General features: G+C 72.5%; 20 protein-coding genes and 1 tRNA gene. 11 read left to right on the top strand and 10 right to left on the bottom strand.

Annotated features, from left to right (window positions below):
* Positions 1-1,017, bottom strand: coding sequence for a ThiF family adenylyltransferase (locus H2O74_RS12615; protein ID WP_182111898.1), 1,017 nt, complete (start codon positions 1,015-1,017; stop codon positions 1-3).
* A gap of 180 nt (positions 1,018-1,197) precedes the next feature.
* A complete protein-coding gene (locus H2O74_RS12610; RefSeq protein WP_182111897.1) occupies positions 1,198-1,353 on the bottom strand; it encodes a DUF5679 domain-containing protein in 156 nt (51 codons plus the stop codon).
* Between the two features lie 242 nt (positions 1,354-1,595).
* Between H2O74_RS12610 and H2O74_RS12605 the strand changes: the two genes are divergently transcribed.
* Entirely contained in the window at positions 1,596-2,246 is a 651-nt protein-coding gene (locus H2O74_RS12605) for a M48 family metallopeptidase (RefSeq protein ID WP_220457962.1), read from the top strand.
* Here H2O74_RS12605 and H2O74_RS12600 read toward each other — a convergent pair.
* Complete coding sequence (locus H2O74_RS12600) at positions 2,234-3,679, bottom strand: zinc-dependent metalloprotease (RefSeq protein ID WP_182111896.1); 1,446 nt, start codon at positions 3,677-3,679, stop codon at positions 2,234-2,236. The two genes, H2O74_RS12605 and H2O74_RS12600, sit on opposite strands and share 13 nt — an antisense overlap.
* Positions 3,680-3,757: 78 nt before the next feature.
* On the opposite strand from H2O74_RS12600, the gene H2O74_RS12595 reads away from it, so the two are divergent.
* A complete protein-coding gene (locus H2O74_RS12595) occupies positions 3,758-4,828 on the top strand; it encodes a nucleoside-diphosphate sugar epimerase (protein WP_255491617.1) in 1,071 nt (356 codons plus the stop codon).
* Between the two features lie 27 nt (positions 4,829-4,855).
* Complete coding sequence (locus H2O74_RS12590; protein WP_182111895.1) at positions 4,856-6,031, top strand: PDZ domain-containing protein; 1,176 nt, start codon at positions 4,856-4,858, stop codon at positions 6,029-6,031.
* A 13-nt stretch (positions 6,032-6,044) separates the two neighbouring features.
* Here H2O74_RS12590 and H2O74_RS12585 read toward each other — a convergent pair whose 3' ends face one another.
* Positions 6,045-6,665, bottom strand: a complete 621-nt coding sequence (locus H2O74_RS12585; protein WP_255491616.1) for a PPA1309 family protein — start codon at positions 6,663-6,665, stop codon at positions 6,045-6,047.
* Positions 6,666-6,784: 119 nt separating this feature from the next.
* Between H2O74_RS12585 and H2O74_RS12580 the strand changes: the two genes are divergently transcribed.
* A complete protein-coding gene (locus H2O74_RS12580; protein ID WP_182111894.1) occupies positions 6,785-9,790 on the top strand; it encodes a UPF0182 family protein in 3,006 nt (1,001 codons plus the stop codon).
* A 280-nt stretch (positions 9,791-10,070) separates the two neighbouring features.
* A tRNA-Met gene (locus tag H2O74_RS12575) sits at positions 10,071-10,144 on the top strand.
* A 181-nt stretch (positions 10,145-10,325) separates the two neighbouring features.
* Here H2O74_RS12575 and H2O74_RS12570 read toward each other — a convergent pair.
* The 5 genes from H2O74_RS12570 to H2O74_RS12550 all read right to left on the bottom strand — a co-directional run bounded on the left by H2O74_RS12570 (position 10,326) and on the right by H2O74_RS12550 (position 16,901).
* Complete coding sequence (locus H2O74_RS12570; RefSeq protein WP_182111893.1) at positions 10,326-12,377, bottom strand: right-handed parallel beta-helix repeat-containing protein; 2,052 nt, start codon at positions 12,375-12,377, stop codon at positions 10,326-10,328.
* A 61-nt stretch (positions 12,378-12,438) separates the two neighbouring features.
* Entirely contained in the window at positions 12,439-12,993 is a 555-nt protein-coding gene (locus H2O74_RS12565; RefSeq protein ID WP_182111892.1) for a hypothetical protein, read from the bottom strand.
* Between the two features lie 140 nt (positions 12,994-13,133).
* The gene (locus H2O74_RS12560) at positions 13,134-14,087 is read right to left on the bottom strand and encodes a carbohydrate ABC transporter permease (RefSeq protein ID WP_182111891.1); all 954 of its coding nucleotides are present in this window, start codon (positions 14,085-14,087) and stop codon (positions 13,134-13,136) included.
* A gap of 9 nt (positions 14,088-14,096) precedes the next feature.
* Complete coding sequence (locus H2O74_RS12555; protein WP_182111890.1) at positions 14,097-15,143, bottom strand: sugar ABC transporter permease; 1,047 nt, start codon at positions 15,141-15,143, stop codon at positions 14,097-14,099.
* Between the two features lie 96 nt (positions 15,144-15,239).
* Positions 15,240-16,901, bottom strand: a complete 1,662-nt coding sequence (locus H2O74_RS12550; RefSeq protein WP_255491615.1) for an extracellular solute-binding protein — start codon at positions 16,899-16,901, stop codon at positions 15,240-15,242.
* A gap of 416 nt (positions 16,902-17,317) precedes the next feature.
* On the opposite strand from H2O74_RS12550, the gene H2O74_RS12545 reads away from it, so the two are divergent.
* From H2O74_RS12545 to H2O74_RS12535, 3 genes are all read left to right on the top strand, one after another.
* On the top strand, positions 17,318-18,361 hold the full coding sequence (locus tag H2O74_RS12545) for a LacI family DNA-binding transcriptional regulator (protein ID WP_255491614.1): 1,044 nt from the start codon (positions 17,318-17,320) through the stop codon (positions 18,359-18,361).
* A 63-nt stretch (positions 18,362-18,424) separates the two neighbouring features.
* The gene (locus tag H2O74_RS12540; RefSeq protein ID WP_182111888.1) at positions 18,425-20,086 is read left to right on the top strand and encodes a glycoside hydrolase 43 family protein; all 1,662 of its coding nucleotides are present in this window, start codon (positions 18,425-18,427) and stop codon (positions 20,084-20,086) included.
* A 151-nt stretch (positions 20,087-20,237) separates the two neighbouring features.
* Positions 20,238-20,429, top strand: coding sequence for a helix-hairpin-helix domain-containing protein (locus H2O74_RS12535; RefSeq protein WP_182111887.1), 192 nt, complete (start codon positions 20,238-20,240; stop codon positions 20,427-20,429).
* Between the two features lie 52 nt (positions 20,430-20,481).
* On the opposite strand, the gene H2O74_RS12530 is transcribed toward H2O74_RS12535, so the two are convergent.
* Entirely contained in the window at positions 20,482-21,573 is a 1,092-nt protein-coding gene (locus tag H2O74_RS12530) for a hypothetical protein (protein WP_182111886.1), read from the bottom strand.
* A 432-nt stretch (positions 21,574-22,005) separates the two neighbouring features.
* Between H2O74_RS12530 and H2O74_RS12525 the strand changes: the two genes are divergently transcribed.
* From H2O74_RS12525 to H2O74_RS12515, 3 genes are all read left to right on the top strand, one after another.
* Positions 22,006-23,337 carry a sensor histidine kinase gene (locus H2O74_RS12525; RefSeq protein ID WP_182111885.1) on the top strand — a complete coding sequence of 444 codons (1,332 nt, stop codon included), beginning with the start codon at positions 22,006-22,008 and terminating at the stop codon, positions 23,335-23,337.
* Positions 23,334-23,999: a response regulator transcription factor gene (locus H2O74_RS12520; protein ID WP_182111884.1), complete on the top strand. Its 666-nt coding sequence runs from the start codon at positions 23,334-23,336 to the stop codon at positions 23,997-23,999. The genes H2O74_RS12525 and H2O74_RS12520 overlap by 4 nt, the downstream gene beginning before the upstream one ends.
* A gap of 118 nt (positions 24,000-24,117) precedes the next feature.
* A complete protein-coding gene (locus tag H2O74_RS12515) occupies positions 24,118-24,867 on the top strand; it encodes an ABC transporter ATP-binding protein (RefSeq protein WP_182111883.1) in 750 nt (249 codons plus the stop codon).

The raw sequence follows: 24,867 nt of genomic DNA, 5'->3' as shown, positions 1-24,867 counted from the left end.
TCAGCCGGTCGCCACCGGGTCGGGCGCGGTGCAGCCGCACTCGTGGCGTCGCGGCCAGGCCACGACGTGGGGCAGCACGTCCGGCAGCCGGAGCAGGAGCGACGCGTCGTGGACCGTCACGGGCCGCCCGTCGACGTGGGCGAGCGCCTGCGCGGTGGCGAGCGCGGCGGTGGCCAGCGCGAGGGTGGTCTCCTCCGGGGCGGCCGGCGCCCGGGCGAGCTGCGCGGCGAGCGTCGGCCAGCGGTCGTCACGCGCGGTGCGCTCGAGGTCGACGCAGCGCAGGCACCCCGTCCTGCCCGGCACGACCAGCGGCCCGACGAGCGCCGACGCCTCGCGCACGACGACCGAGAGGTGGCTCCGGCCCGCCTCGTGCAGCAGGGCGTAGCCGACGGGGTCGGCGACGTGGTGCTCGACCACCACGACGAGGTCCGGCTCGCCGTCGGACGTGCGGACGTCGGGCGCGACGTCGCGCAGCAGCCGGGCGACCGCGTCGGCGCGCGGACGCCCCACGTCCTGGTCGCGCAGGCCGCTCGCCCCCACGTCGTGCCGGGTCACGTGGCCGGCGTCCTCGAGCACGAGGGTGCCCACGCCGGCGCCGGCCAGGCCGGCGGCGACGCCGGTGCCGACCCGGCCCAGGCCGCGTACCCCCACGACGGCGCGTGCGCGACGGCGCAGCACCCGCGCGCCGTCGGCGTCGTGGGCCAGGAGGGCCCAGGCCTGCTCGTCCGGCGAGGCTCCGGGCGGCGGGCACGCCACCAGCAGCTCCGCCGAGGTCAGGTGCGCCACGACGGCCGAGGTCGCCGCCTCGGGCGCCCCGGCACGCCGCAGGGTCGTGACGACGGCGCGCCGGTCGGCGCCGGCCGGGAGCTCGCTCAGCGCCCGCGCGGCGGCGGGCGGCAGCCCGGAGACGCCGAGCGCCCAGCGCGGGTCGGTGCCCACCTGGACCTCGTCGGCGCCGCGCCACAGGACGGGCAGCCGCCCGCGGAGCCGCCGCTCGGGTGCCGACGAGGTTCCCACGCGTGCCGCCACCCGGTTCCCCCCGCCGCCCCGGTTACGCGGTCCGTGCGGGCCGCCAGAGCAGGCTGCCGCGGCCGCGCCCACCGGCGGCGTTGTCCACAGGACCAGTCGTCGCCGGTCCAGGGCCGGACATGCCGAGAGGCGGCCCCCCGACCGGGGAGCCGCCTCTCGCGGTGTGGTTCAGGCCTTGCCGAGGATCCGGTTCAGCTTGGTGCCGCACACGGGGCACACACCCTTGGCCATCTTGCGGCCGTTCGCGACGACGACGTCGCCCTCGGCCTCGCGCTTCTCCTTGCACTTCACGCAGTAGAAATCGCCCTTGTAGGTCTCGGCCATGAGGTTCTCCGTTCAGAAGGCTTGCGCACCGGACGTGATCGACCCGGCCGGCTTCGTGAGCGCGACCAACAGCTGGCCGGGCGTCACCGTGCATCGGACAGCGTAGTGCTCACCGGACATCGCGCACGTGCGGGGGACCTGCGGCGCGCCGCACGGGCGATCCCCGGGGTGCGCGCGGGGGAGATGTCCACCGTGGCGCCCCAACCCTGTGCCTGGCGATCACGGACGGCTAGCGTGCTTCCGTGGTCCGGACCCGCCCCTCCCTCGACGCCGCGGTCGCCGCCGCGCTCGCCGACGTCGAGGTGCGCCGGAGCCGGCGGCGCGTGCGCACCGTGACCGCGTTCCGCGAGAACGGCCGCATCGTGGTCGCGATCCCGGCCCGGTTCACGCGCACGCAGGAGCGCGAGTGGGTCGAGCGGATGGTCGCGCGCCTCGCGTCGCAGGACGCGCGCCGCCGGCCGTCGGACGTCGAGCTCGCGCGCCGGGCGGCCGAGCTGTCCGAGCGCTACCTCGCGGGCCGGGCGCGGCCGTCGAGCGTGCGGTGGTCGTCCAACCAGGGACGCCGCTGGGGCTCCTGCACGCCGTCCCAGGGCACCATCCGGATCTCGACGCGCGTGCGCGGCCTGCCCCTGTGGGTGCTCGACTACGTGCTCCTGCACGAGCTCGCGCACCTGCTCAGCAGCGGGCACGGGCCGGACTTCTGGGCGCTCGTGGCGGCCTACCCCCGCGCCGAGCGGGCGCGGGGCTTCCTCGAGGGGTACGCGTACGCCGCCGACGCCGTGAGCGACGGCGGGGACGACGTGGCGGGCGGCACGGACGTCGACGACGGCGCCGACCTCGACGACGGCCAGGACGTCGTGGAGGAGGACGTCCCGGACGGTCAGCTGTTCTGAGGCCCGCCCGGGCCCTCGTCGGCGCGGAAGATCTCGTCGATCGCGCGGTCGACGTCCGACTCCTCGCCCGCCGCCGCCCGCCGAGCCGTGTAGGCGTGCGGGTCGTCGAGGTCCTCGGCGGTCGGCAGGAAGTCCGGGTGGTCCCACACGTGGTCGCGCGCCTCGAGGCCGCCGTCGGCCTTCACGTGCGCCCACAGCGCCGCGGCGTCGCGGCTGCGGCGGGGGCGCAGCTCCAGACCGACGAGGGTGGCGAAGGTGTCCTCGGCGGGACCACCCGCCGCGCGGCGGCGGCGCATCATCTCGCGCAGCGCGGCGGTGTGGGGCAGGTGCGGCGCGGTCGCGTCGGTGCTGACCTCGTCGACCCAGCCCTCCACGAGCGCGAGCGCCGTCTCGAGGCGCGCGAGCGCGGCCTGCTGGGCCGGCGTCGTGCCGAGCGAGAAGACGCCCCCGGAGAGCGCCTCCTGCAGGGCGCGGGGGTCGGTCGGGTCGATCGAGCGCACGGCCTCCTCGAGCGAGTCCGTGTCGATCGTGATGCCGCGGGCGTAGGCCTGCACGGCGCCGATGAGGTGAGCGCGCAGCCATCCGACGTGCGTGAAGAGGCGCGCGTGGGCGGCCTCGCGCACCGCGAGGAAGAGCCGGACCTCGTCCGCCGGGATGTCGAGGCCCTCGGCGAAGGCGTCGACGTTGCGGGGGAGCAGGGCGGTGCCGCGGCCCTCGATGAGGGGCAGCCCGATGTCGGTGGTGCCGAAGACCTCGCGCGCGAGCGTGCCGGCGGCCTGGCCGACCTGCATGCCGAAGACCGCGCCGCCGAGCTGGCGCATCATCGCGCCCGGTCCACCGGCGCTCCCGCCGGCGAAGGGGTCGACGCCCTCCGGGAGCTGGCTCGCGAGCGCCCCGGCGAGCGCGTCCGCGACCGAGGCGGCGACCGGCTCGGCGAGCGTGCGCCACGTGTCGAGCGTCTGCTCGACCCACTCGGAGCGGCTCCAGGCCTGGCGCGGACCGCCGGCCGGCGGAAGCTCCGTGGCGGTGTCCAGCCAGAGCTCCGCGACGGTGAACGCCTCCACGACCTCGCGTCGGGCGGCCTCGCCGACCGACGGGTCGCCCTCGGCGACGGCCGCCTGCCGGGCGAGGTCGTGCGCCAGCTCCCAGTTCACCGGACCGTCGCCCGAGGCGGCGAGCATGCGCTGGATCTGGCCGAGGATCTGGCTCAGGACCGCGGGGTCGTCGGGCAGCCCGGCCGCCGCGGCCATCTGCGCGAGGTCCAGCGGCGTGCCGTCAGGGCCGGTGAGTCCGAGGGCGCCGAGCCCACCGCGCTCCGACATCTCGCGCAGGACCTCGTCGGCGTCCGGGCCGAGGACCTGGCGCAGCAGCTGCTCCCACTGCGGCGGCACGCCGGATCCGGAGTCGTCGGCGTCGTGCGGCGGCGTGCTCATCGGTGTGCTCCTGAGACGATGGGCTGGGGCGCTCCACGGTAACCACAGCTGGACGGCCCCGAGGGGAGGGCGGACGTGATGAGCAGCGGTATTCGCTCAGGGCGCAGCGCCGCGGGGGACCTCGTCGTCGTGGGCCGCGGACCGGTCGCCGCGGCGGTCGTCTCGCGGCTCGCCGCGGCAGCGGACCTGGCGCAGGGGCTCGTGCGCGCCCTGCCCGACCTGCCCCTGGAGGCGCCGGGTGACGCGGTCGCCGGTGCGCGCGTCGTCGTGCTCGTCGCCGACGAGGCCGACCTGTCCGCCCCCGACCGCACGGGCCGTTCCGACCCGGACCCCGAGCGTCGCCGGGCCGAGGCCGTGGCGCTCGCGCAGCGGGCCGTGGCCGCCGCCCGGACGGGGCACGTCGAGCACGTCGTCGCCGTGACGTCCGCGATGGTGCACGGCGCCGCGCCCGGCCGTGCCGTCATCACCGACGACGAGCCGCCGTCCACGACACCCGGGGCGGGCCTGGTCGGGGACCTCGTCGCCGTCGAGGCGGTCCTCGCGCGCGCCGCCGCCCGCCGCGGCGCGAAGGCGCCGCGGATCGCCGTCCTGCGCCCGGCCGCCGTCGTCGGACCGGGCGTGGACACCCTGGTGACCCGCCACTTCGCCGCCCCCCGCCTGCTCGTGCTGCGCGGGGTCGAGCGGCCCTGGCAGCTGGTCCACGTCGACGACGTCGCCGCCGCGGTGGAGGTCGCCGTGCGGGAGCGCTGGACGGGGGCCGCGACGGTCGCGGCGGGTCCGCTGCTCAGCGCCGCGGAGGTCGCGCGCCGGGCGGGGATGCGGCGGATCGAGCTCCCCGCGGTCACCGCGTTCGGGACCGCCGAGCGGCTGCACCGCGTGGGGGTGCTGCGGGCGCCCGCGGAGGAGCTCGCGTTCACCGTCTACCCGTGGACGGTGGAGCCCGCGCGGCTGCGCGCCGTGGGGTGGGAGCCGGTGCACGACGCGTACGCGTGCCTCGACGTGCTCCTCGCCGGGGTGCGGGGGCGGACCGTGCTGGCGGGCCGCGAGGTGGGCGGGCGGCACGTCGCCCTGGGCGCGGCCGGTGCCGCCGTCGCGCTCCTCGGTACCGCGGCGGCGTGGCGCCAGGCCCGCGGCCGCGGCTACGGCTGAGCCGACCCGCCGGGGGATGATGGGCGCGTGACGCAGCAGAGCGAGCCGGGCCACCACGCCGCCGGGCCACCCGACGGACCGTTCGCCCAGGGACCGTTCGCCGAGGGACCGGGCTCCCGGCCCGAGCCGGCGCCGCTCACGCCGCGCGCCATCACGGCGTCGGTCGCGACGGTCGTCACGGCGGTGCTGCTCGCCGTCTGCGCGGCGCTGCCGCTGCCGTACGCGATCGAGTCGCCCGGGCCCACGCGCGACACCCTGGGCGAGGACGACGGCACGCCCCTGATCACCGTGGAGGGTGCGCCGACGTTCGACTCGAGCGGGGAGCTGCTGCTCACCACCGTGCGTGTCGCGGGCGGCCCCGGCTCGGCGGTCTCGCTCCCGCAGGTCGTGGCCTCGTGGTTCGACCGGACCCGCGCCGTGCTGCCCGTCGAGCAGCTGTACCCGTCCGAGGAGACCCGCGAGGAGGTCGAGGAGCGCAACCAGGCGGCGATGGCCTCGTCCCAGGAGAACGCGACGGTCGCGGCCCTCGAGGAGCTCGGCTACGAGGTGCCCACGCGGCTCGTCGTCGCCGACGCCGTGCCGGGGTCGGGCTCCGAGGGCGTCGTGCTGCCCGACGACGTGATCGTCTCCGTCGACGGCACGCCCGTGGACGCGTTCTCCGAGCTCGACGACGTGCTGGGGACGGTGGAGCCCGGCGCCGACGTGGTGCTGGGGGTCGAGCGTGACGGCGAGCCCGTCGACCTCCGCGTGACGACGACGCAGGGACCGGACGGCACGGCGCTGCTCGGCGTCTACCTCGCGCCCGAGTTCGAGCTGCCCGTGGACGTCACGATCGAGATCGACTCCATCGGCGGACCGAGCGCGGGGACCATGTTCGCGCTCGGGATCATCGACCGGCTCACCGAGGCGGACGAGACCGGCGGCCAGACCATCGCCGGCACCGGGACGATGGACCTCACGGGCGCCGTCGGCCCCATCGGCGGCATCCGGCAGAAGCTGGCCGGCGCCAAGGAGGACGGGGCGACCTGGTTCCTGGCGCCCGAGGCCAACTGCGACGAGGTCGTCGGCTACGTGCCCGACGGCCTGCGGGTGGTCTCCGTGGCGACGCTCGCCGAGGCGCGCGAGGCAATGACGGCGATCGGCGCGGGCCGGGGCGAGGAGCTGCCGACCTGCTCGGCAGCCCCCCGCACCCCGGCCGGCTGAGGTCCCGCCGCCCTCAGAGCAGGGTCGCCGCGACGGCGTGCACGAGCCCGGGCACGAGGTCCGGGCCGCCGCCGACGCGGTCGTCGGCGTCGTCGGCGCGCGTCCGCACGGCGCACCACGTCTCGCCGCCGCGCAGGACGCCGACGGCCAGGCGCACGTCCTGCCGGTCCGGGTGCGCCATGAGGTAGGCGAGCGCCGCGTCCGGGTCGTCGGGCATGGCCTCCTCCGCCTCCGGCGGGAGCATCACGCGCTCGACGACGACGGCGGCGCCGTCGACCGTCTCGGGCCACGAGAGCCGCGCGAGCAGGTCCTCGAGCGAGTCCGCGGCGGGCAGGTCCTCCTGCTCGACGGACGTCAGGTGGTTCGGGTCGCGACGGGCGCGCGCGACCACCTCGGGCGGCAGCTGACGCTCGAGGCCCGGCTCGGTCTCGAGCGCCCGACCCGTCGCCACGAGCGCGAAGACCCGCACCGGCCCGTCCCACCCGGCGCCCGCGACGTGGCGCTCGATCTCGTGGACCGCCTCGGCGAGGGCCGCCCGGCCGGGCGTCAGGGGGGCCGCCGTCGCGCCGGCGGCGGCGGGGTCCGGGGCGGCGTCGGCGTGGTCGCGGGGGGTGGCGTCGGTGGGGTCGCTCATCCCCTCATCGTCTCAGGCGTGTGGGAACCTGTCCGCAGGCGTCAGCGTTCACACGGTGACGCGGGCGCCGCGCGCGCACCCGCCGATCGACCGTTCCGACCGACACGAGGTACCGAGCTGTGACCTTCGCACCGACCCCACGCCCCGCCGCGCGACCTGCGGCTCGGCGTCGGGGAGCCCTCATCCCCACGCTCGTGGTGCTGGTGATCGCGGGCATCCTGCTCATGATCACGTCCCAGGTCTGGACGGAGGTCCTCTGGTACGACCAGCTCGGCTTCGTCGACGTCCTGCGCACCGAGTGGGTGACCCGCGGCGCGCTGTTCGTCGCCGGCTTCCTGCTGATGGCGGGCGCCGTCTACGCCTCGCTCCAGGTGGGCTATCGGACGCGGCCCGTGTACGCCCCGTCGACGCCGGAGCAGGCGTCCCTCGACCAGTACCGCGAGATGATCGAGCCGCTGCGCCGCATCGTCATGCTCGCGGCGCCGGCCGTGCTCGGGTTCTTCGCCGGTGCCGCGGCGTCGGCGCAGTGGGCCGACGCGCTGCTGTTCCTCAACGGCGGGCAGTTCGGCCAGACGGACCCCCAGTACGGCCTGGACCTGTCGTTCTTCATGTTCGACCTGCCGATCCTGCGCTTCGTCGTGTCCTTCCTCATGGCCGTGGTGGTCATCGCGGGCATCGCCGGGATCGCGACCCAGTACCTCTACGGCGGCCTGCGCATCGGCGGGACGGGTGACCGCACGACGCCGGCCGCCCGCGTCCAGCTGGGCGTGACGGCCGCGCTGGTCATGCTTCTCATCGGCGCCAACTACTGGCTCGACCAGTACTCGCTGCTGACCAAGGCCGGCGAGCTGATCCAGGGCGCGTCCTACTCGGACGTCAACGCCGTCCTGCCGTCCAAGCGCATCCTCACCGCGGTCGCCGTCCTGGTCGCGGTGCTGTTCCTCGTCGCGGCGTTCCGTGGGACGTGGCGCCTGCCCGCGATCGGCGTCGGCCTCATGGTCGTGTCCGCGGTCGCGATCGGCGGGATCTACCCCGCCGTCGTGCAGCGCTTCCAGGTCGCCCCGAACGAGCAGGAGGCGGAGAGCGAGTACATCCAGCGCAACATCGACGCCACCAAGGCCGCGTTCGGTCTCGAGGACGTCGAGGTCATCCCGTACGACGCGGCGACGGAGGCCGAGGCCGGCGCGCTGCGCGCGGACGCCGAGACGGCGGCGAGCATCCGCCTGCTCGACCCCGCGATCGTCAGCCCCTCGTTCCGCCAGCTGCAGCAGAACAAGCAGTACTACGACTTCCCCGACACGCTGTCGGTCGACCGCTACGTGATCGACGGCGAGAGCCGGGACACGGTCATCGCCGTGCGCGAGCTCAACCTCGACGGCCTCGGTCAGGACCAGCGCACGTGGGTCAACGACCACACGGTCTTCACCCACGGGTTCGGCGTCGTCGCCGCGTACGGCAACACGACGGCGGCCGACGGCCGGCCCGCGTTCTACCAGGGCGGGATCCCCTCCGAGGGCTCCCTCGGCGACTACGAGCCGCGCATCTACTTCGGGCAGAACACGCCCGAGTACTCGATCGTCGGCGCCCCCGACGACACCGAGCCGTGGGAGCTCGACTTCCCGGACGACGAGGCCGGCGGGCAGGTCAACACGAGCTTCCCGACGGACGAGATCGAGGCCGGGCCCAGCATCGGCAACCTGTGGAACCAGCTGCTCTTCTCGCTGAAGTTCGGCTCGGAGCAGATCATGTTCTCCGACCGGGTCACCGAGGAGTCGCAGATCCTGTTCGACCGCGACCCGCACGACCGGATCGAGAAGGTCGCGCCGTACCTCACGCTCGACAGCCGTGCGTACCCGGCAGTGGTCGACGGCAAGGTCCTGTGGATCGTCGACGGCTACACGACGGGGGACACGTACCCCTACTCCGCCTCGCGCCCGCTGGACGACGTCACGGCCGACGCACTCACGGCCACGTCGGACACCATCGCGGCGCTGGCTCCGCAGGAGGTCAGCTACATCCGTAACTCGGTCAAGGCGACCGTGGACGCGTACACGGGTGAGGTGACGCTGTACGCGTGGGACGAGGAGGACCCCGTCCTCGCCGCCTGGCAGAGCATCTTCCCGGCGACGATCGAGCCGATGAGCGAGATCGACGGCGAGCTCATGAGCCACCTGCGCTACCCGGAGGACCTGTTCAAGGTCCAGCGGAACCTGCTCGCGACGTACCACGTCGACACCGCGGCGGAGTACTACTCGGGCCAGGACTTCTGGCGCAACCCGCAGGACCCGGTCACCGAGTCCCAGCTGCAGCCGCCCTACTACCTGACGCTGCAGATGCCGGGGCAGGACGATCCGACCTTCTCGCTGACCTCGACCTTCGTGCCGGGCGGTAACACCGACCGTGAGGTGCTCACGGGCTTCCTCGCCGTGGACGCCGAGCCGGGCAGCACGGACGGCGAACCGCGCGAGGGCTACGGCCAGCTGCGGCTGCTCGAGCTGCCACGCAACTCGACCGTGCCCGGACCGGGGCAGGTGCAGAACAACTTCGACGCCAGCCCCGAGGTGTCCCAGAACCTCAACCTGCTGCGCCAGGGCAACTCGACGGTGCGCAGCGGCAACCTGCTGACGCTGCCGGTCGGCGGCGGTCTCCTGTACGTCCAGCCGGTGTACGTGCAGTCGTCCCAGGGCACGCAGTTCCCGCTCCTGCAGCGCGTGCTCGTCTCCTTCGGTGACCAGATCGGCTTCGCCGAGACGCTCCAGGAGGCGCTGGACCAGGTGTTCGAAGGTGACGCGGGCGTCGAGGACGTCCAACCGGGTGAGGACGCCGAGGTGGTCCCGGACGCGCCGGTGGACCCGGACGCGCCCGAGGTGGTCGACCCGGACGCGACGGCCGAGCCGACGACGGAGCCGACGACGGAGCCGACCACCGCGCCCACCACCCAGCCGGCGCCCTCGGGCGACCCCCGGGCGCGGCTCGACGCGGCGCTGGCGGAGGCCCAGCAGGCGATCGAGGCCGGCCAGTCGGCGCTCGCGGAGCAGGACTGGGTCGCCTACGGCGAGGCCCAGGACCGCCTGCAGGCGGCGCTGGAGGCGGCTATCGCCGCCGAGCAGGAGCTGGAGGGCTGACCGGCCCGCATCCCGCAGGACCGTGAAGGGCTGCCGTCGCACCGCGACGGCAGCCCTTCATGCGTCGGGGACCCGCTCGGCGTGTGTGGACCGCTGCTGTCGCTGCGCGGGAGCCCGGGTCCGCGGTTCCGTCGGTGGCGCGGTGCGGCCCGGCCCGGGCCGACGGTCCTGCGGGCCGGCCAGCCGACCGGCGGGCACCGCGGCGTGTCGGAGGTCACCGGTGAGGGAGGAGGCGCGATTTGCCCCGGGGTCCGGGCGGCACGTATGGTTACGGAACCGACGCGGGGTGGAGCAGCTCGGTAGCTCGCTGGGCTCATAACCCAGAGGTCGCAGGTTCAAATCCTGCCCCCGCTACTTGTGAAGTAGCAGTTCAGAGGCCCTTTCGATCTTCGGATCGAGAGGGCCTCTGGCGTTGGCGGACGCGGAACGTACGCCACAGGCGAGTCCGGACACCCCCGCACGGGGGTGTCCGGACTCGTACGGGATGGTGTTCTTCGCGCGGCCGCCTCGACGACGAGCGGTCACGCCGCACCGTCTACGGCCGACCAGCCGGTCCGGGTGCGGGTGCGGGTGCCGCAACGATCCGAGTCGCGGGTGCCGATGCGGCGAACGGCCCGGGCACGACCGGGTCCCGTGGAACCCCGAAGACGTCGGCGCTCAGGTCCAGATCGGACCCGTCGGGATTGGTGTACGGCATCTCGGCCTGGTAGCTCGTCCCGAGGCGCGCGGTCGTCACCGGAGCGACGACGTCGATCCCGCCCGCGTCGCTCACGTCCACGCGGACGGTTCCGGCGTCGGCGTCGACCACCTCGACGCGCACCGGTGACGTACCGGTCACGACGGCCGTGGGCTCCGCGCGGAACGGCTCGGCACCCTCTGCGTAGAGGTTGCCCTCGATCCAGACCGGGAGCCGTGGCCCGGCCAGGTCGCTGCCGCGCTCGTTGGGGTACTCCTGCGCCGTCGGGTAGGCGTCGTACTGCGACGTGCCGACGGGGGTCGGGACGAAGGTCGCCTGGCCGGGCACGCCGTCCATGTCGATCGCGCCGGACCAGAAGCTGGCGAGCGCCGGTTCCGCCTGCGCGTCCGCTCCGGTCGGTTCGCCGGTCGCGCGGTCACCGACGAAGAGGTTGTTGTAGAACCGGTTGTCGCCGCCGGGGATGTTCGAGACGCCGTAGACGGCCGTCGAGTGCGGGACGTGGTACGGGGTGTACCGCTGGTGCTCTGTGCAGTTCGCGATGCGACCCGCGATGTAGTTGTGGACGTAGGCGCCACCGGTGGACATGTCCTTGACCGCCCACGGCGACAGGAAGAGGTTCGAGTCCACGAGGTACGGGCCGTGGCAGACCTCGACCATGAAGTCCTCGGCGGTCGAGGCGTAGAACACGTTGCCCCGCACCAGGGTGCCCTGGGCCTGCCAGTCGAGCCACAGCGCGCGGTGGGTGTGATGGATCGTGTTTCCGCTGATCACGGTGTCGATGGCGGCGTGCAGTTTGATCCCCGCCACCTCGGCGCCGTGCCACTGTCGCTTCACGTGGATGCGCGAGATGTGGTTGTCGGCGACGGTCGAGAACGCCGCCCCCAGGTGCCCGACGACGCCGGCCTGCTCGCAGTCCCGGATCGTGTTGCGGCGCACGGTGTGGGAGCCGACGTGGTCCCGGTGCCACGGGTGCGGCTCGCCTGCGTCGGGCCCGCCCAGGACGAGTGCCCGCTGGATCACCTCGCGCTCGCGCTGCGTGCCGCCCTTGGCGCCCTCCGGCCCCGCGGCCGCCTCGTTCTGCCCGGTGCTGGCCTCCTTGCCGAGCGAGACGCCGACGTTCTTCGAGTCGGTGATCGTGTTGTCCTCGATCACCCAGCCCTTCGACCAGTGCGGGCCGATCAGACCTTCCTGCAGCGCGGTGGGCGGTGCCCACTGCGTGGCGGCCTTCGTCAGGGTGAACCCGCGCACCGTGACGTAGTCGATGCCCGTCGCCGTCGGCCAGAGGACGAAGGTGCGCGCGTTGATCTCGATCTCATGCGCGGCCGGGTCTGCGCCCCCGAAGTTCGCCCAGATCGTCGTGACGTCGTCGCCCACCTCGCAGTACCAGGTCAGCAGCGAGCCCTCCGGGTCGAACGAGTCCGGGGTGACCTCGGGGTGCTCGACGCCGCCGAGCGTCAGGGACTCGTACATCGACTTTCCGTCGAGATACACCTCGCCCGTGTGCCAGGTGTTGACCTGGTCGAAGAACCAGTCCCCGCCGATGCGCTCCGCGTACGGGTTGCGCTCCCCGAACAGGGCGTTCGGCACCTCCGTGAACCAGACGCGGCCCTCGGCGCCGGGGTGGGGGCGCCAGTCGGTGATCACCTCGGCACCGGAGATCGTGACGGGCTCGAAGCGCCCGTCCGGGCCCACCGCGGCCTGGTAGGTGATCGGCGCGTCGACCGTGCCGCCGCGCGGCGGGTTCACCCACTCTCGGTACACACCTTCGTGCACGGCGACGGTGTCGCCCGGCATGGCAGCCTGAGCGGCCCGGTTGATGGTCCGGAACGGGTCGTCGGCCGACCCGTCAGCACGGTCGGAGCCGGTGGTGGTGACGTGCAGGATGGTCACGACAGCGCCTTTCGTCGTTCACTCGGTCGTGGGCGGGGAGGAGCAGCACGGCGGAAGCGCGTCAGACCTCCGCCTCCTCCGGCTGCGATGTCACGTACCCCCGGTCGACGAAGAACCGCTCGAGCAGGGAGCACCACCACAGGAGGATGAGGCCGGGTGCCACGAACACCGCGGGCATGAAGTTCCAGACGGCGAAGCCCGCGAGGAGCACGGCGATCCCGAGCAGGAACGTCAGGCTGGGCGTCGTCAGGCCCAAGGTGAAGCCGTTGCGCACCTGGCGCCACGTGGGGTTCGTGAAGCGGGCTGCGAGGGGGAGGCACCAGAAGACCAGGAGCAGGAGGAAGAGCCCGATGACGAGGAGCGGCACCAGGACCTCGGCCAGCCCGAGAGTGGGCAGGTAGGAGACCGTGAGGATGCCGAGGGCCGCGACCGGGACGGCCAGCAGGCCGATGAGGGTCGCCTGCCTCCAGCTCTGGCGCGCGGCCTTCGTGGCGACCGCCCAGAGACCTGCGTCCTTGCCCAGCACGTACCGGCGGCAGAGCTCGTAGGCGACCACCGTTCCTGCTCCCGCCGTGACGACGAGGCCGAGACTCAGGAGCCAGACCAGGCTGATCACGATGACGGAGCCGAGCGAGTCCAGGATGCGCCACAGTCGCGATCCGGGGTTGTACCGGAAGATGGTTGAGCCCTCTCAGTGCGGAGTGCGGGTCCCGAGGACGGGGCCGGCCTCCCGCGGTGCGCGGGAGGCCGACGTCGTCAGCCCTTCACGGAGCCGATCATGAGACCGGACACGAAGTGCTTCTGCAGGAACGGGTAGACGAGCAGGATCGGGACGGCCGCCACCATGGTGATCGCGGACCGCAGCGCGATCGGTGTGGTGAGCTGCCCGCCCGCTCCCACGGCTGCCGCGTTGCCCGCGGTGTTCGCGCCGGCGTTCATCGAGCTCGACAGCAGCTTCTGCAGCTCGTACTGCAGCGTGGACAACCACTGCTCGCCCGAGTTGTACAGCAGCGTGTCCAGCCAGGCGTTCCAGCTGCCGACGGCCACGAACAGCCCCACCACGGCCAGCGTGGGCTTGCACAGCGGCATCACGATCTGCCACCACGTGCGGAACTCGCCGGCGCCGTCGATCCGTGCCGACTCGGTGACCTCGTCGGGGATCGACTTCATGTACGTGCGCAGGATGATCAGGTTGAACGCGCTGATGATGGTCGGCACCCAGTAGGCATGGAAGCTGTTCAGCATGCCCAGGTCCTTGATGAGCAGGTAGTTCGGGATCAGCCCGGCGTCGAAGTACATCGTCAGCACGAAGATCAGGGTGATCGGGCGGCGGAAGATGAACTCGTTGCGGCTGAGCGCGTAGGCGAGCATCGAGGTGAAGAACAGGTTCGTCGCCACCACGACGACGGTCTTCATGACGCTCATGAAGAACGCCTGGTAGATCGTGTCCATGTTGAGCACGACCTCGTAGTTCTTCAGCGAGAAGACCCGGGGCCAGATGCCGATCCCGCCACGGACAGCGTCCATGCCGTCGTTCAGGGAGATGGCAAGCGTGTTCAGCAGCGGGTAGACCATGAGCACCGCGAGGAGCACCAGGAAGGTCGTGTTGAGCGTCGTGAAGATGACGCGCTCGGTGGTCCACGCGCGACGCGGTGACCCTCCTCGTGACGCGCGCCGGACGCGCGGCTTCGTGACGGAGATACTCGACATGACAGCCTCCTAGACCAGCGTCTCTTGGTTGAGCCGCTTGGCCGCTTGGTTCGCCGAGCCCACGAGGATGATGGCGACGACGGTCTTGAAGATGCCCGCGACGACGGCGAGGCTGTAGTTGCCCAGCTCGTAGCCGTAGCGGAGCACGAAGACGTCGATGGTCTCGGCCCTCTCGGAGATCAGGCCGTTGCCGAGGAAGTACGGCAGCTCGAAGTTCGTGGACAGGATCCAGCCGCTGTTGATGATGAGCAGCACGACGATCGTGGGCATGATCCCCGGGAGCGTGATGCTGAACATCTTGCGGTAGCGGCCCGCGCCGTCGACCTCGGCGGCCTCGTACTGGGTCGGGTCGATCGCGGTGATCGCGGCCAGGTAGAGGATCGTGTTCCAGCCCAGCTCCTTCCACAGGTTCGTCCCGGCGACGATCCCCCAGAAGTAGTTCGGCTCCGTCAGGAACAGGACCGGGTCCTGGACGATGTTCAGGCTCATGAGGGCCTGGTTGATGAACCCGCCGGACGAGGGCAGCGAGAGCGCCACCGATGCCAGGCTCGCCACGATGACCCAGCTGAGGAAGTGGGGCATGTACGTGATGTTCTGCAGGACCCGCTTGAAGGGCAGGTTCTTGACCTCGTTCAGCAGCAGCGCGAGGACGATGGCCCCGACCGTCCCGACGACCAGGGTCAGGACGGACTGTCCCAGCGTGTTGACCACGACCCGGCGGAACCGTTCACCGTTGACACCGGTGAACAGGTCGACGAAGTTCTCGAAGCCGACCCACTCCTGGTTCAGGATGTTGCCGCGACCCGGCTTGTAGTCCTGGAAGGCGATCGCCCAGCCGTAGACCGGGACGTACTTGAACAGGATCTGGTACAGCAGCAGCGGGACGGCCATCGCGAGCAGGGCTCGCTGCGCCCGGACCCTGTCCCAGGTGATCTTCCGCTTGGGGTCCTTCAGGCCCTTCTTCCGGGCCTTGCGGCTTGCACCCGAGCTCACGGGTTCCAGGGCCGGTTCGAGCCCGGCGGCGGTCACCACGTTGCTGACCGGGGCTTGCGTCATCTGTCCAACCTCGCCGTCAGGAGCAGTCGATGGTCCTCGAGAACGCCTCGTGGTGGGGGGCGGCGTGCGCCCCCCACCACGAGTGCTCGCGGACTGTTACCAGTTGGACAGTCGTTCCTGGATGCCGGCGTTGATGGCGTCCTCGTACACCTGGACGTCGATGTTGCCGATGGCGCCGACGTAGGCCTCCCAGTTCGCATCGAACTCGGCAGGGTCACCGGCGATGATCTTCGGCAGGTGCTGCACGTTGGCGTCGGTCAGCTGCTGGTTGACCTGGTTGGCGTCGTCGGAGAGCGCGATGTTCCACGCCGGGTAGTACTTGGGGTTCTCCGGCGGCGCGTTCACGAACTCGCGCCAGGTCTTCTTGTCGTACTGCTCCATGAAGCCGCGGTCGTAGTCGGTCAGCGTCTCGAAGAACTCGGTGGGCTGGTCGTCCGGGCTGAAGGCGTTGCCGTCGGAGAACTGGCCCTGGTGCTTGGGCAGCATGTCGAGCAGCGCCTCGAGACGGTTGGAGGCACGCCACGTGAGGTCGCGGGCGTTGGCGCGCTGCTCCTCGGTGCGGACGAACATGCCGTCGTCGCCGACCTCGTAGTCCTCGCCCTCGATGCCCCAGGAGAGCACCTTCTGCCAGGGCTCGCTGAGCATGATGTCGAGGAACTTCAGTGCCTTCTCCGGCTGCTCGCTGGAGGCGGACACACCGAAGCCCTGGTTGGTGTTCATGACGTCGCGGTCGGCGTACCAGGGCTCCACACCGTCGTAGACGGGCATGAGGGGCACGTAGGTGTACTCGTCCTTGCCGGCGCTGCGGAGCGAGTCGCTGGCGGTCTGGAAGTTCCAGCCCTGGTCGTGCATGCCGAGCACGTTGCCGGCGGCCAGCTTCGCGGTGTACTGGTCGAACGTCAGGGTGAAGGACTCGGGGTCGACGAGACCCGCGTCGTACTGCTCGTTGAGGACCTCGTAGAAGTCCCTCGCGATGTCCTTGTCGGCGTAGATCTCCGCGTTGCCGTCCTCGTCGACGATCACGCCACCGTTGTTCGGCGAGCCCGACAGCAGCGCCGGCGGGTTGGTCATGCCCCACTCACGGCCCGTCGACGCCAGCAGCTCGAAACCGACGGTCGGGATGCCCTCCGTCTCGGGGTTCTCCGCCTTGAAGTTCTCGATGAGCTCGAAGTACCGCTCGAGCGTCATGTTCTCGAGGTCCGGGTAGCCGGCGTCCTCCAGCACACGCTTCTGGATCCAGAACGCGGGCCCGTAGTACGTGCCGCCCGTGATCTCGCCGTAGAAGCGGTTGTAGTTCGGGATGATGTACAGACCCGGGTCCACCTCGGTGCCCGAGTAGCTCATCTTGTTGATGTCGTCCTCGACGTGCGTGGCGAGGTTGGGGTAGTCCCCGGTCTCCAGCATGTCGTCCAGGGGCAGCAGGGCGCCGCCCTCCAGGAGACGCATCTTCAGGTCGGTGGTGCCCACGAGGTCGGGGAACTCGCCGCCCGCGAGCATGACGCCGATCTTCTGGTCCACGTTGTCCGGAGTGACGATCTCGTACTTCAGGGTGACACCGAGCTGTTCCTCGAGCAGCGCGGTGATCTTGTTGTCGTTCGCAGGGACCTGGCTGGCCGACGTGATCCAGGTCGTGATCGTCGTCGGGTTGCTGGGGGTCAGCGTGCCCGACTGGTCCGCGAGATCACCCTCGGGGATGACGACGTCCTGCGGCTCGTCGGGGGCGTCGTCAGCGGAACATCCGACAAGCCCTGCGGACACGGCCACAGTCAGGACAAGGGCTGAAAGCTTCGTTCTTGCGGTACGCACCGGGGTCTCTCCCTTGAGAACGGTTCCGTCGTCCTCGAGCGGAACCAGTGCACGTCGGACGCACGTCGGCGTCCTCATCCCGGGTGGGATTTTAGCGTTAAAGTAGAGACGCCGTCAGAAGCCGTCAAGTCCCTCCACGTCTCAAGATGGTCACGGCCGCATCCGGAGGTGGGAACGGCAGGCCACCTCGTGGAGGACGGCGTTCCTGCGGCCCGGGCGCTGAGGCCTCGAGTTCGCCCCTCAGAGCCGGGTGGAACGCCGGGAGCTCACGCAAAGTCTCGTGATCAAGGGCCTTGCCACGGTTCGTTTTATCGATATATTGAGCGCGCCACGGCGGCGTGGCCGGGCCCCTCCGGGTCGGTGAGCGCATGCTGGACCGGCAGGATGACGCGGGAAGAAGGACGCGCATGGTGAGGATGGCGGACGTGGCGCGCGAAGCCGGCGTCTCGGTGATGACCGTGTCGAACGTCCTCAGTGAGCGGCTTCCGGTCGGCGAGGCGACGCGCTCCCGCGTCATGGCCGCCGTCGAAGCCCTCGGGTACGAGGTCAACCTGACTGCGCGGCACCTGCGGGCCGGACGGACCGACACCGTCGCCTTCGTCGTTCCGAGCTTCCACGACTACTTCAGCGAGCTCGCCGACCAGGTTGCCCCCCTGATCGAGGCGGAGGGCCGTCACCTCGTCCTCGAACGGACGAGCGCCAACGCGGAACAGGAGATGGAGGCGCTGAGCGTCGCGCGGCTCCAGATGTACGACGGCGTCCTGCTCTCCATCGCCGGGCTCGACCTGGAGCCGCTGGAACGGGTCCGCACCTCCACGCCGATCGTGCTGCTGGGCGAGCGCGACGTTCCCGACCGCTTCAACCACGTGCGCCTGGCGAACGAGTCAGGTGCCCGCCTCGCCACGGCACACATGATCGAGCGCGGATCGCGCCGCATCCTCGCGCTCGGATGCTCTCTCGACGCCGCACACATGATGACCACGGACCGCCGCGTCGGGTGGGAGAACGCGTGCCGCGAGGCCGGCCTCGCGGCCGACCCGGCCTACGTCGTGCCCGTCAGCGACTACACGTCTCTCGGTGGTCGCGAGGCGATGCTCGAGGTCATCGCCTCGGGGCTGCCCTTCGACGGGGTCTTCGCCGTCACCGACATGGTCGCCCTCGGGGCGCTGTCCGCCCTGGCAGAGAGTGGGCTGCGCGTCCCCGTCGACGTCCAGCTCGTCGGGTTCGACAACCTCGACATGTCACGCTTCATCCCTCCGGGCATCACGTCGGTCGACGTCGACCGCGAGGGCGTGGCCGAGGCGGCGGTCAGACTCTTGCACCGCCAGATGTCGGGCTGGACCGGTCCTGCCGAGCACGTCGTCGCACCCGTCCGCCTCGTGGTGCGTGGTTCCACCCGGGGCGGCGCCTAGCCGCACGCGAGCGAGCGGCTCTCCGCCTCACCCACTCGCACCCGGTCAGAGGAGACCAACCCCGTGAGCACCCCTGTGCCTCCGCCCGTCCGCACGACAGTCCGCGCGTCGCTCACCTTCACCAATCCCGTCATCTTCGCGGACGTTCCCGACCCGGACGTCGCCGACGACGGTCGGCACTACTACATGGTCAGCACGACCATGTACTTCGCTCCGAGCGTGCCGATCATGCGATCGAGCGACCTGGTGCACTGGTCGATCGCCGGCTACACCGGCCCGATCCTCGACGACACGGACGCGCTCGCCCTGCGCAACGGGCAGAACGCCTACGGACAGGGCAGCTGGGCCGCGAGCATCAGGTACCACGAGGGCACGTTCTACGTCGCGGTCGCCAGCCTGACCACCAGGAAGACGTATATCTACGCGACGCCCAGCATCGAGCACGGGCCGTGGACGAGGTCGGTCCTCGACGGCTACGCCCACGACCCGTCGCTCCTGTTCGTCGACGAGCATGCCTACCTCGTCTTCGGCGGCGGAGTGATCGACCTGCGCCGGCTCGGCCGGGACGGCGAAGGGACCTTCGTCTGGGACGGCCCGGCGACGCGGCTCGTCGAGGACGCCAACGTCGACCAGGCCACCGGGCTGGACGCAGAGGGTGCGCACGCCTACAAGATCGGCGACCACTACTACGTCTTCATGATCGAGTGGCCGACGGGCGGGATCCGCCAGGAGGTCGTGTGGCGTTCGACGTCGCTGACGCCGCAGTCCCAGGGCGGAACCTGGGAGGGCAGGGTCGTGCTCAGCCAGGCGGTGCGGGTCGAGGGGCGCCAGGGCGACGGCGCCGCTCAGGGCGGCGTCGTCCAGGCGGCTGACGGGCAGTGGTACGCCATGCTCTTCCAGGACGAGGGCCCGCTCGGGCGCTCACCGCAGCTCGCGCGCGTGACCTGGGACGAGGACGGGTGGCCGGCCTACACGCTCGACGCCACGATGGCGGTCCCCGCAGGGGCGCCGTCGGCGGGAGCGACGGACCTCCTCGTCTCGGACGACTTCGACAACCAGCCCGGGCCGGCCGGCTACTGGAACACGGCCGACGCCGGTGCACTGACGACGTCGGCCGAGAACCGCTGGAACGGGTCGAGCCTCGGGCTGGCGTGGCAGTGGAACCACAACCCCGACAACCGGTTCTGGTCGCTCACCGACCGGCCTGGCCACCTGCGGCTGACCACGGGCAGCATCGCGTCGGGCATCCTCGACGCCCGCAACACGCTCACCCAGCGCACGTGGGGGCCCGCGAGCGCCGCGGCGATCTCGCTGGACGTCTCCGGGATGAAGGACGGCGACGTCGCCGGCTTGTCCGCGTACCAGCTGAAGTACGGGTACGTGGGGGTCGAGATGGCCGACGGCGCCCGTCGGCTCGTGATGCGCCGTGCCGACCGGCACGGGAGCACCGCCTTCACCAGCGCTCATGTGCCGTTGACGGCCGAGACGGTCCTGCTCCGCGTGGACGTGGACTTCCGGGATGCCGCCGACCGCGCCTCGTTCGCGTACTCGCTCGACGGTGCCGCCTGGACGCCGATCGGCGACGACCTGGCGATGGAGTACAGCCTCGACCACTTCACCGGGTACCGGTTCGCGATCTTCTGCTACGCCACGGCCGAGACCGGCGGCCATGTGGATGTCGACTGGTTCCGTGTCGGCGACGACATCGAAGGGGCGAGGCCATGACCAGGCGACTGGTGGACCTGACCGTGGCCGACAAGGTGGTCCCCGGCCCGCTTCGGGGTCGACGCGGCTCGGGTCGCCATCGGTGAGGCGAGCGCAGGCGCCTTCCTCGCGGCTCTTGCTGTGCGATCGATCGGATCGGCATGCTGAGGGGATGCCCGACGTCGACGATGGTCCGCTGCCGGACGCGGTCGGTCGTCCAGCCCTCCGGGCCCTCGAGGCCGCCGGGTACCGCAGCGTCCGCGACCTCCACGACGTCGGCGAGCGGGATCTGCTCGCTCTGCACGGGGTGGGGCCGCGCGCGATCAGGGTCCTGCGAGAGCACGGCGTAGAGCTCTCGCCGTGACAGGCGAGTCACCCGGCAGCGGACAGGCCCAGCGGTGCTCCTGCGGCGGACGTCAGGAGCCCGTGACTCGCCGGTAGCCCGTGCCGTCCTCGCGGCCGGTCCGGGACCAGCCCCCGGCCGTCACGGACCCGTCCGGCGCGAGGGTGCCGCGCCACGCGTAGGTCGTGGGCCACCGCCGGAACACGGGGACGACGGTCGTGACCACGCGCATGAGGAGCGGCAGCCGCCGCGGGCGCCAGCGCTGCGTCACCCGGAGCGTCACCACGCGCGCGTCGCCGTCCGCACGCACCGACCAGGTGCCGCCGGTGAGGCGGGTGCCGTCGACGTCGGCCATCCACGTGCCCGCCGACGTCCCACCCGGCGCCGGGAACGGGGGAGCGAAGCGCACGGTGGCGCTGTGGTCGCCGTCGGGCCCGTGCCCGACGGCGGTCACGGCGTGGGTGCCGCCGTCGGGCGCGACCTCCGTGGCCTCGTCGCCAGGCGGCCCGGAGCGGACGTCGTCGTCGCGGTTGACCTCCACCGTGACGAGCGGCGCCGCGTACTTGATCAGGTGGCGCCGGTGCAGGCGCGCACCCGGCAGCGTGCCGACGGCGGCGGCCTCGCCGTCGATGCGGACGAGCGGCGGACGGCCCGGCACCCGTCGCACCAGGTCGAAGGCCGGCATCCACACCAGGAGCAGCGACGTGGGCTCGGTGATCGCGGCGCCGACGGGTGCCAGGAGCCCGCCGCGCCGGCGCGCGCGGCCGTCACGGTCGTCGACATCGACCTCCACGACGCGCCCGTCGACGTCCGTGAAGCGCACGTGCGCCGACACGCCGTCCTGGCCCACCGTCAGGCTCGCGACGTCGAAGTGGGTCGTCGACCACGACCGTGTGCCACCCCCGAGCGAATATGCGCGCGGGTCGAGCCGCAGGCCGGGCTGCGCGTAGTAGTCGACCGTCCGGCCCTCCCGGCGGGACAGGAAGGCCAGCATCCCCGTGCCGTGCGCCTCGTCGTCGAACCACTGCAGCTCGAACGCCTCGTAGACCGGGTGGTCCGCGAGCTCGGCGTTGAGCATGGCCGTCAGGGTGCCGACGCGCAGGCGCACGGGGGAGGTGCGGGCCGCCGTCGGCCCGTCCGTGCTCGTCGGTGCCACCACGGCCATCGCGCTCCCCGTCCGCGTCGATGCGAGACACGCTAGCCACCCGCGACGGCGGTCCGCGCGGGCCGAAGGTCCGCCACCACGGCCTCCGGTGCTACTGGGGCACCTGCGGTGTCAGCGCGCGGTCAGCGACTCCAGGATCGGGGCGAGGGCAACCGCGGGCCTCCTCGAGCTGGTCGGCCTCCTCCCAGAGCTACGCCACTCCGAGTCGTTGCCCAGGACGCGCAGGAGCGCCCGGGTGGCGAGCGCGCGCACCTCGGGGTCCGGATCCAGGGAGGAGACGGTGTCCGCCGCGGGGCCGTAGTTCTCGTCGAGCGCGGGGCCGCCGGGACGGCACCGCGCTCGACGGCGACGGCAGCGATGGCGATGGCGGCGGCGGGTCCGCCGGCCGGACGGGGCTCGTGACCCACGGAGCTGCACTGCCAGGATGGCGGTATGCCCTCTTCTGCCCGGACGCCCGGCCGGTCCGACGTCGCCGTCGCGGTCGGGACGTTCCTGGTCGCGCTGACCGCCCTGCTGTCGGTCGCCGCGGCGAGCGGGGTCGATGCGGCCCCCGCGGCGGACCTGCCCGCGCCGACGAGCGCGTCGTGGTGGGCCGGTGTCGCGGTGCTGGTCGCGCAGGCGGTCGTCCTCCTGTGGCGCCGCGTGCACCCGCGGGCAGTCCTGCTGCTGGTGGCCGCCGGGGTGCCGCTCGCTGCCGTGCTCGGGCTCGGCGAGGCCATCGGGACGACGGCGATCCCCGTGCTGGTGGTCGCGTACGGCGCGACGGTCGCCGGGCCGATGCGCTCCGCGGCCCCGGCGCTCGGCGCGGGCGCGGCGCTCGTCGCGGTCGGGACGATGGTGGCCCAGCCCGTTCCCGGCGCGCCGCTGGTGACGGTCGGCGCGGCCCTCGCGCAGGCGGCGGCGATCGTCGGCCTCCCGATGCTGGCCGGCGTCGTCGTCGGCGCGCGGAGCGAGACGGCCGAGGCGCGGGCCCGCCAGGCCGAGGCGCTGAGCCGCGAGCACGGCGCACGCGTGGAGACCGCCGTCGCGCGCGAGCGCGCTGCGATGGCGCGCGAGCTCCACGACATCGCAGCGCACCACCTGTCGGGCATCGCCGTGATGACCGGGGCGATCGGCCGCCAGATCGACGTCGACCCGGAGGCCGCCAAGACGGGCGTGGAGCGCGTCCGCGCGGAGACGTCGGCGATGCTCGACGAGCTGCGCAGCCTCGTGCGTCTGCTGCGGGACACGCCCGACGAGGCCGACCACCCGGTCGAGACGCTCGCGGCGGTCCCGGCGCTCGTGGAGCGGGCGCGAGCCTCGGGCGTGGACGCCACCCTCACCACGCTCGGCAGCCCGGCCGACCGGTGGGACGCCGTCGGGCCGCTCGCCCAGCTCGCCGCGTTCCGCACCGTGCAGGAGTGCCTCGCCAACGTCGTCCGCCACGCGCCGGGTGCGCGGTGCGAGGTGCTCCTCGACGCCCGTGACCACGCGGCCCTGGTCGTCAGCGTCACGAACGGCCCGGCGGCCGGGGGAGCGGTGCCGCTCGACGTCGGCGCCGACGCCCGCCCCGGGGGTGGGCTCGGGCTGGTGGGCATGCAGGAGCGCGCGGACCTGACCGACGCGAGGCTGACGTACGGGCCTCGGCCCGACGGCGGCTGGCGGGTGGAGCTCGCCGTGCCGACGCACCAGGACCTGGTCCCGCGCGACACCGACCCCCTCGAGACCGACCCCCTCGGCAGCGACGCCTCGCTCGCCGGACCGCAGGACGGAGCGACCCGATGATCCGTGTGGTGATCGCCGACGACCAGCCGCTCGTGCGCGCCGGCCTCGGCGCCATGCTCGGCGTGGAGCCGGACCTCGAGGTCGTCGCGGAGGTCTCCGACGGCGCCCAGGCCGTCGAGGCCGCGCGCCGGCTGCGCGCCGACGTCGTCTGCATGGACGTGCGCATGCCGGGCACCGACGGCATCACCGCGACGCGGGAGCTGTCCGGACCCGGCACCGCGGAGCCGATCCCCGTGCTCATCCTGACGACCTTCGACGTCGACGAGTACCTGTTCGGGGCGCTGGAGGCCGGCGCCTCGGGCTTCCTGCTCAAGGACGCGGAGCCCGCGACGGTGGTCGAGGCCGTGCGGTCCGTGGCGGCCGGCAACGGCACCCTGGCGGACACGCTGACCAAGCGCGTGGTCGAGGAGCTGTTGACCCGCCGGCGCACCCAGCCGGTGACGGCCGCGCGCGCGAGCGAGCTGCTGACGGCGCGCGAGCTCGAGATCCTCCTGCACCTCGCGCAGGGCATGTCCAACGAGGAGATCGCCCAGGCGCTGTACCTGGAGGTGTCCACGGTGAAGTCCCACCTGGCGCGGATGATGCCCAAGCTGGGCGTGCGCTCGCGGCTCCAGGCCGTCGTGTGGGCCTACCAGAACCGCGTGGTCGACGTCGGCGTCTGAGGGCCTCCATCGAAGGATGGAACTGTGCCGGGCCCTCCTTCAGAGGCTCGATGGGCACCCCCGCCGCTTCCTAGGTTCGAGATCGACATCAACGACCTCGAACCCACGGGAGCAGATCATGACGACGCCGATCACGGCAGAGGCGACGGCGACCGCCGTCCGCCTCGTCGACATCCACAAGACCTACCCGGGCCGGGAGCCCGTCCACGCCCTGCGCGGGGTCTCCCTCGAGCTGCTCGCCGGCTCGGTGACCGCCGTCGTCGGCCAGTCCGGCTCGGGTAAGTCCACGCTGCTCAACTGCGCGGCGGGGCTCGACACGCCCACCCGCGGCGCCGTCGTCGTCGGCGGCCACGACCTCACGGTGCTGCGGCCCGACGACCTGACCCGGTTCCGCCGCCAGCACGTCGGCTTCGTCTTCCAGGCCTACAACCTCATCGGGCACCTGACGGCGCGCGAGAACGTCCGGCTGCCGCTGGCGCTCTCCGGCCGCCAGGTCGATCTCGCGTGGGAGGCGTCCCTGCTGGAGTTCCTCGGAGTCTCCCCGCTCATGGACCGCCTGCCGGGCGAGCTGTCCGGGGGGCAGGCCCAGCGCGTGGCGATCGCCCGCGCGCTCATCACGCGGCCCGCGGTCGTCTTCGCCGACGAGCCGACGGGCGCGCTGGACTCCCGCACGGGGGCCGCCGTGCTCGAGGTGCTGCGCGACACGGCCGGCGAGCTCGGCCAGACGGTGGTCATCGTGACGCACGACGCGGTGGTCGCGGCCGCCGCCGAGCGCGTCGTCGTCCTCGCGGACGGGCTGGTCGTCGACCAGCTCGAGCGCCCCACCGCCGAGCAGGTCACCGCTCGCCTCCTCACGAAGGGTCGGTGA

This window comes from Actinotalea sp. JY-7876 (assembly GCF_014042015.1).
GTDB lineage: Bacteria > Actinomycetota > Actinomycetes > Actinomycetales > Cellulomonadaceae > Actinotalea.
This window is presented reverse-complemented; position numbering and strand designations above follow the sequence as displayed.

Coding starts and splice junctions, on each gene's coding strand:
- H2O74_RS12585 (WP_255491616.1), bottom strand. CDS start 6,665: ATGAGCGACCCCACCGACGCCACCCCCCGCGACCACGCCGACGCCGCC.
- H2O74_RS12535 (WP_182111887.1), top strand. CDS start 20,238: ATGCCCGACGTCGACGATGGTCCGCTGCCGGACGCGGTCGGTCGTCCA.
- H2O74_RS12560 (WP_182111891.1), bottom strand. CDS start 14,087: ATGTCGAGTATCTCCGTCACGAAGCCGCGCGTCCGGCGCGCGTCACGA.
- H2O74_RS12595 (WP_255491617.1), top strand. CDS start 3,758: ATGAGCAGCGGTATTCGCTCAGGGCGCAGCGCCGCGGGGGACCTCGTC.
- H2O74_RS12530 (WP_182111886.1), bottom strand. CDS start 21,573: ATGGCCGTGGTGGCACCGACGAGCACGGACGGGCCGACGGCGGCCCGC.
- H2O74_RS12600 (WP_182111896.1), bottom strand. CDS start 3,679: ATGAGCACGCCGCCGCACGACGCCGACGACTCCGGATCCGGCGTGCCG.
- H2O74_RS12555 (WP_182111890.1), bottom strand. CDS start 15,143: ATGACGCAAGCCCCGGTCAGCAACGTGGTGACCGCCGCCGGGCTCGAA.
- H2O74_RS12525 (WP_182111885.1), top strand. CDS start 22,006: ATGCCCTCTTCTGCCCGGACGCCCGGCCGGTCCGACGTCGCCGTCGCG.
- H2O74_RS12520 (WP_182111884.1), top strand. CDS start 23,334: ATGATCCGTGTGGTGATCGCCGACGACCAGCCGCTCGTGCGCGCCGGC.
- H2O74_RS12515 (WP_182111883.1), top strand. CDS start 24,118: ATGACGACGCCGATCACGGCAGAGGCGACGGCGACCGCCGTCCGCCTC.
- H2O74_RS12610 (WP_182111897.1), bottom strand. CDS start 1,353: ATGGCCGAGACCTACAAGGGCGATTTCTACTGCGTGAAGTGCAAGGAG.
- H2O74_RS12545 (WP_255491614.1), top strand. CDS start 17,318: ATGCTGGACCGGCAGGATGACGCGGGAAGAAGGACGCGCATGGTGAGG.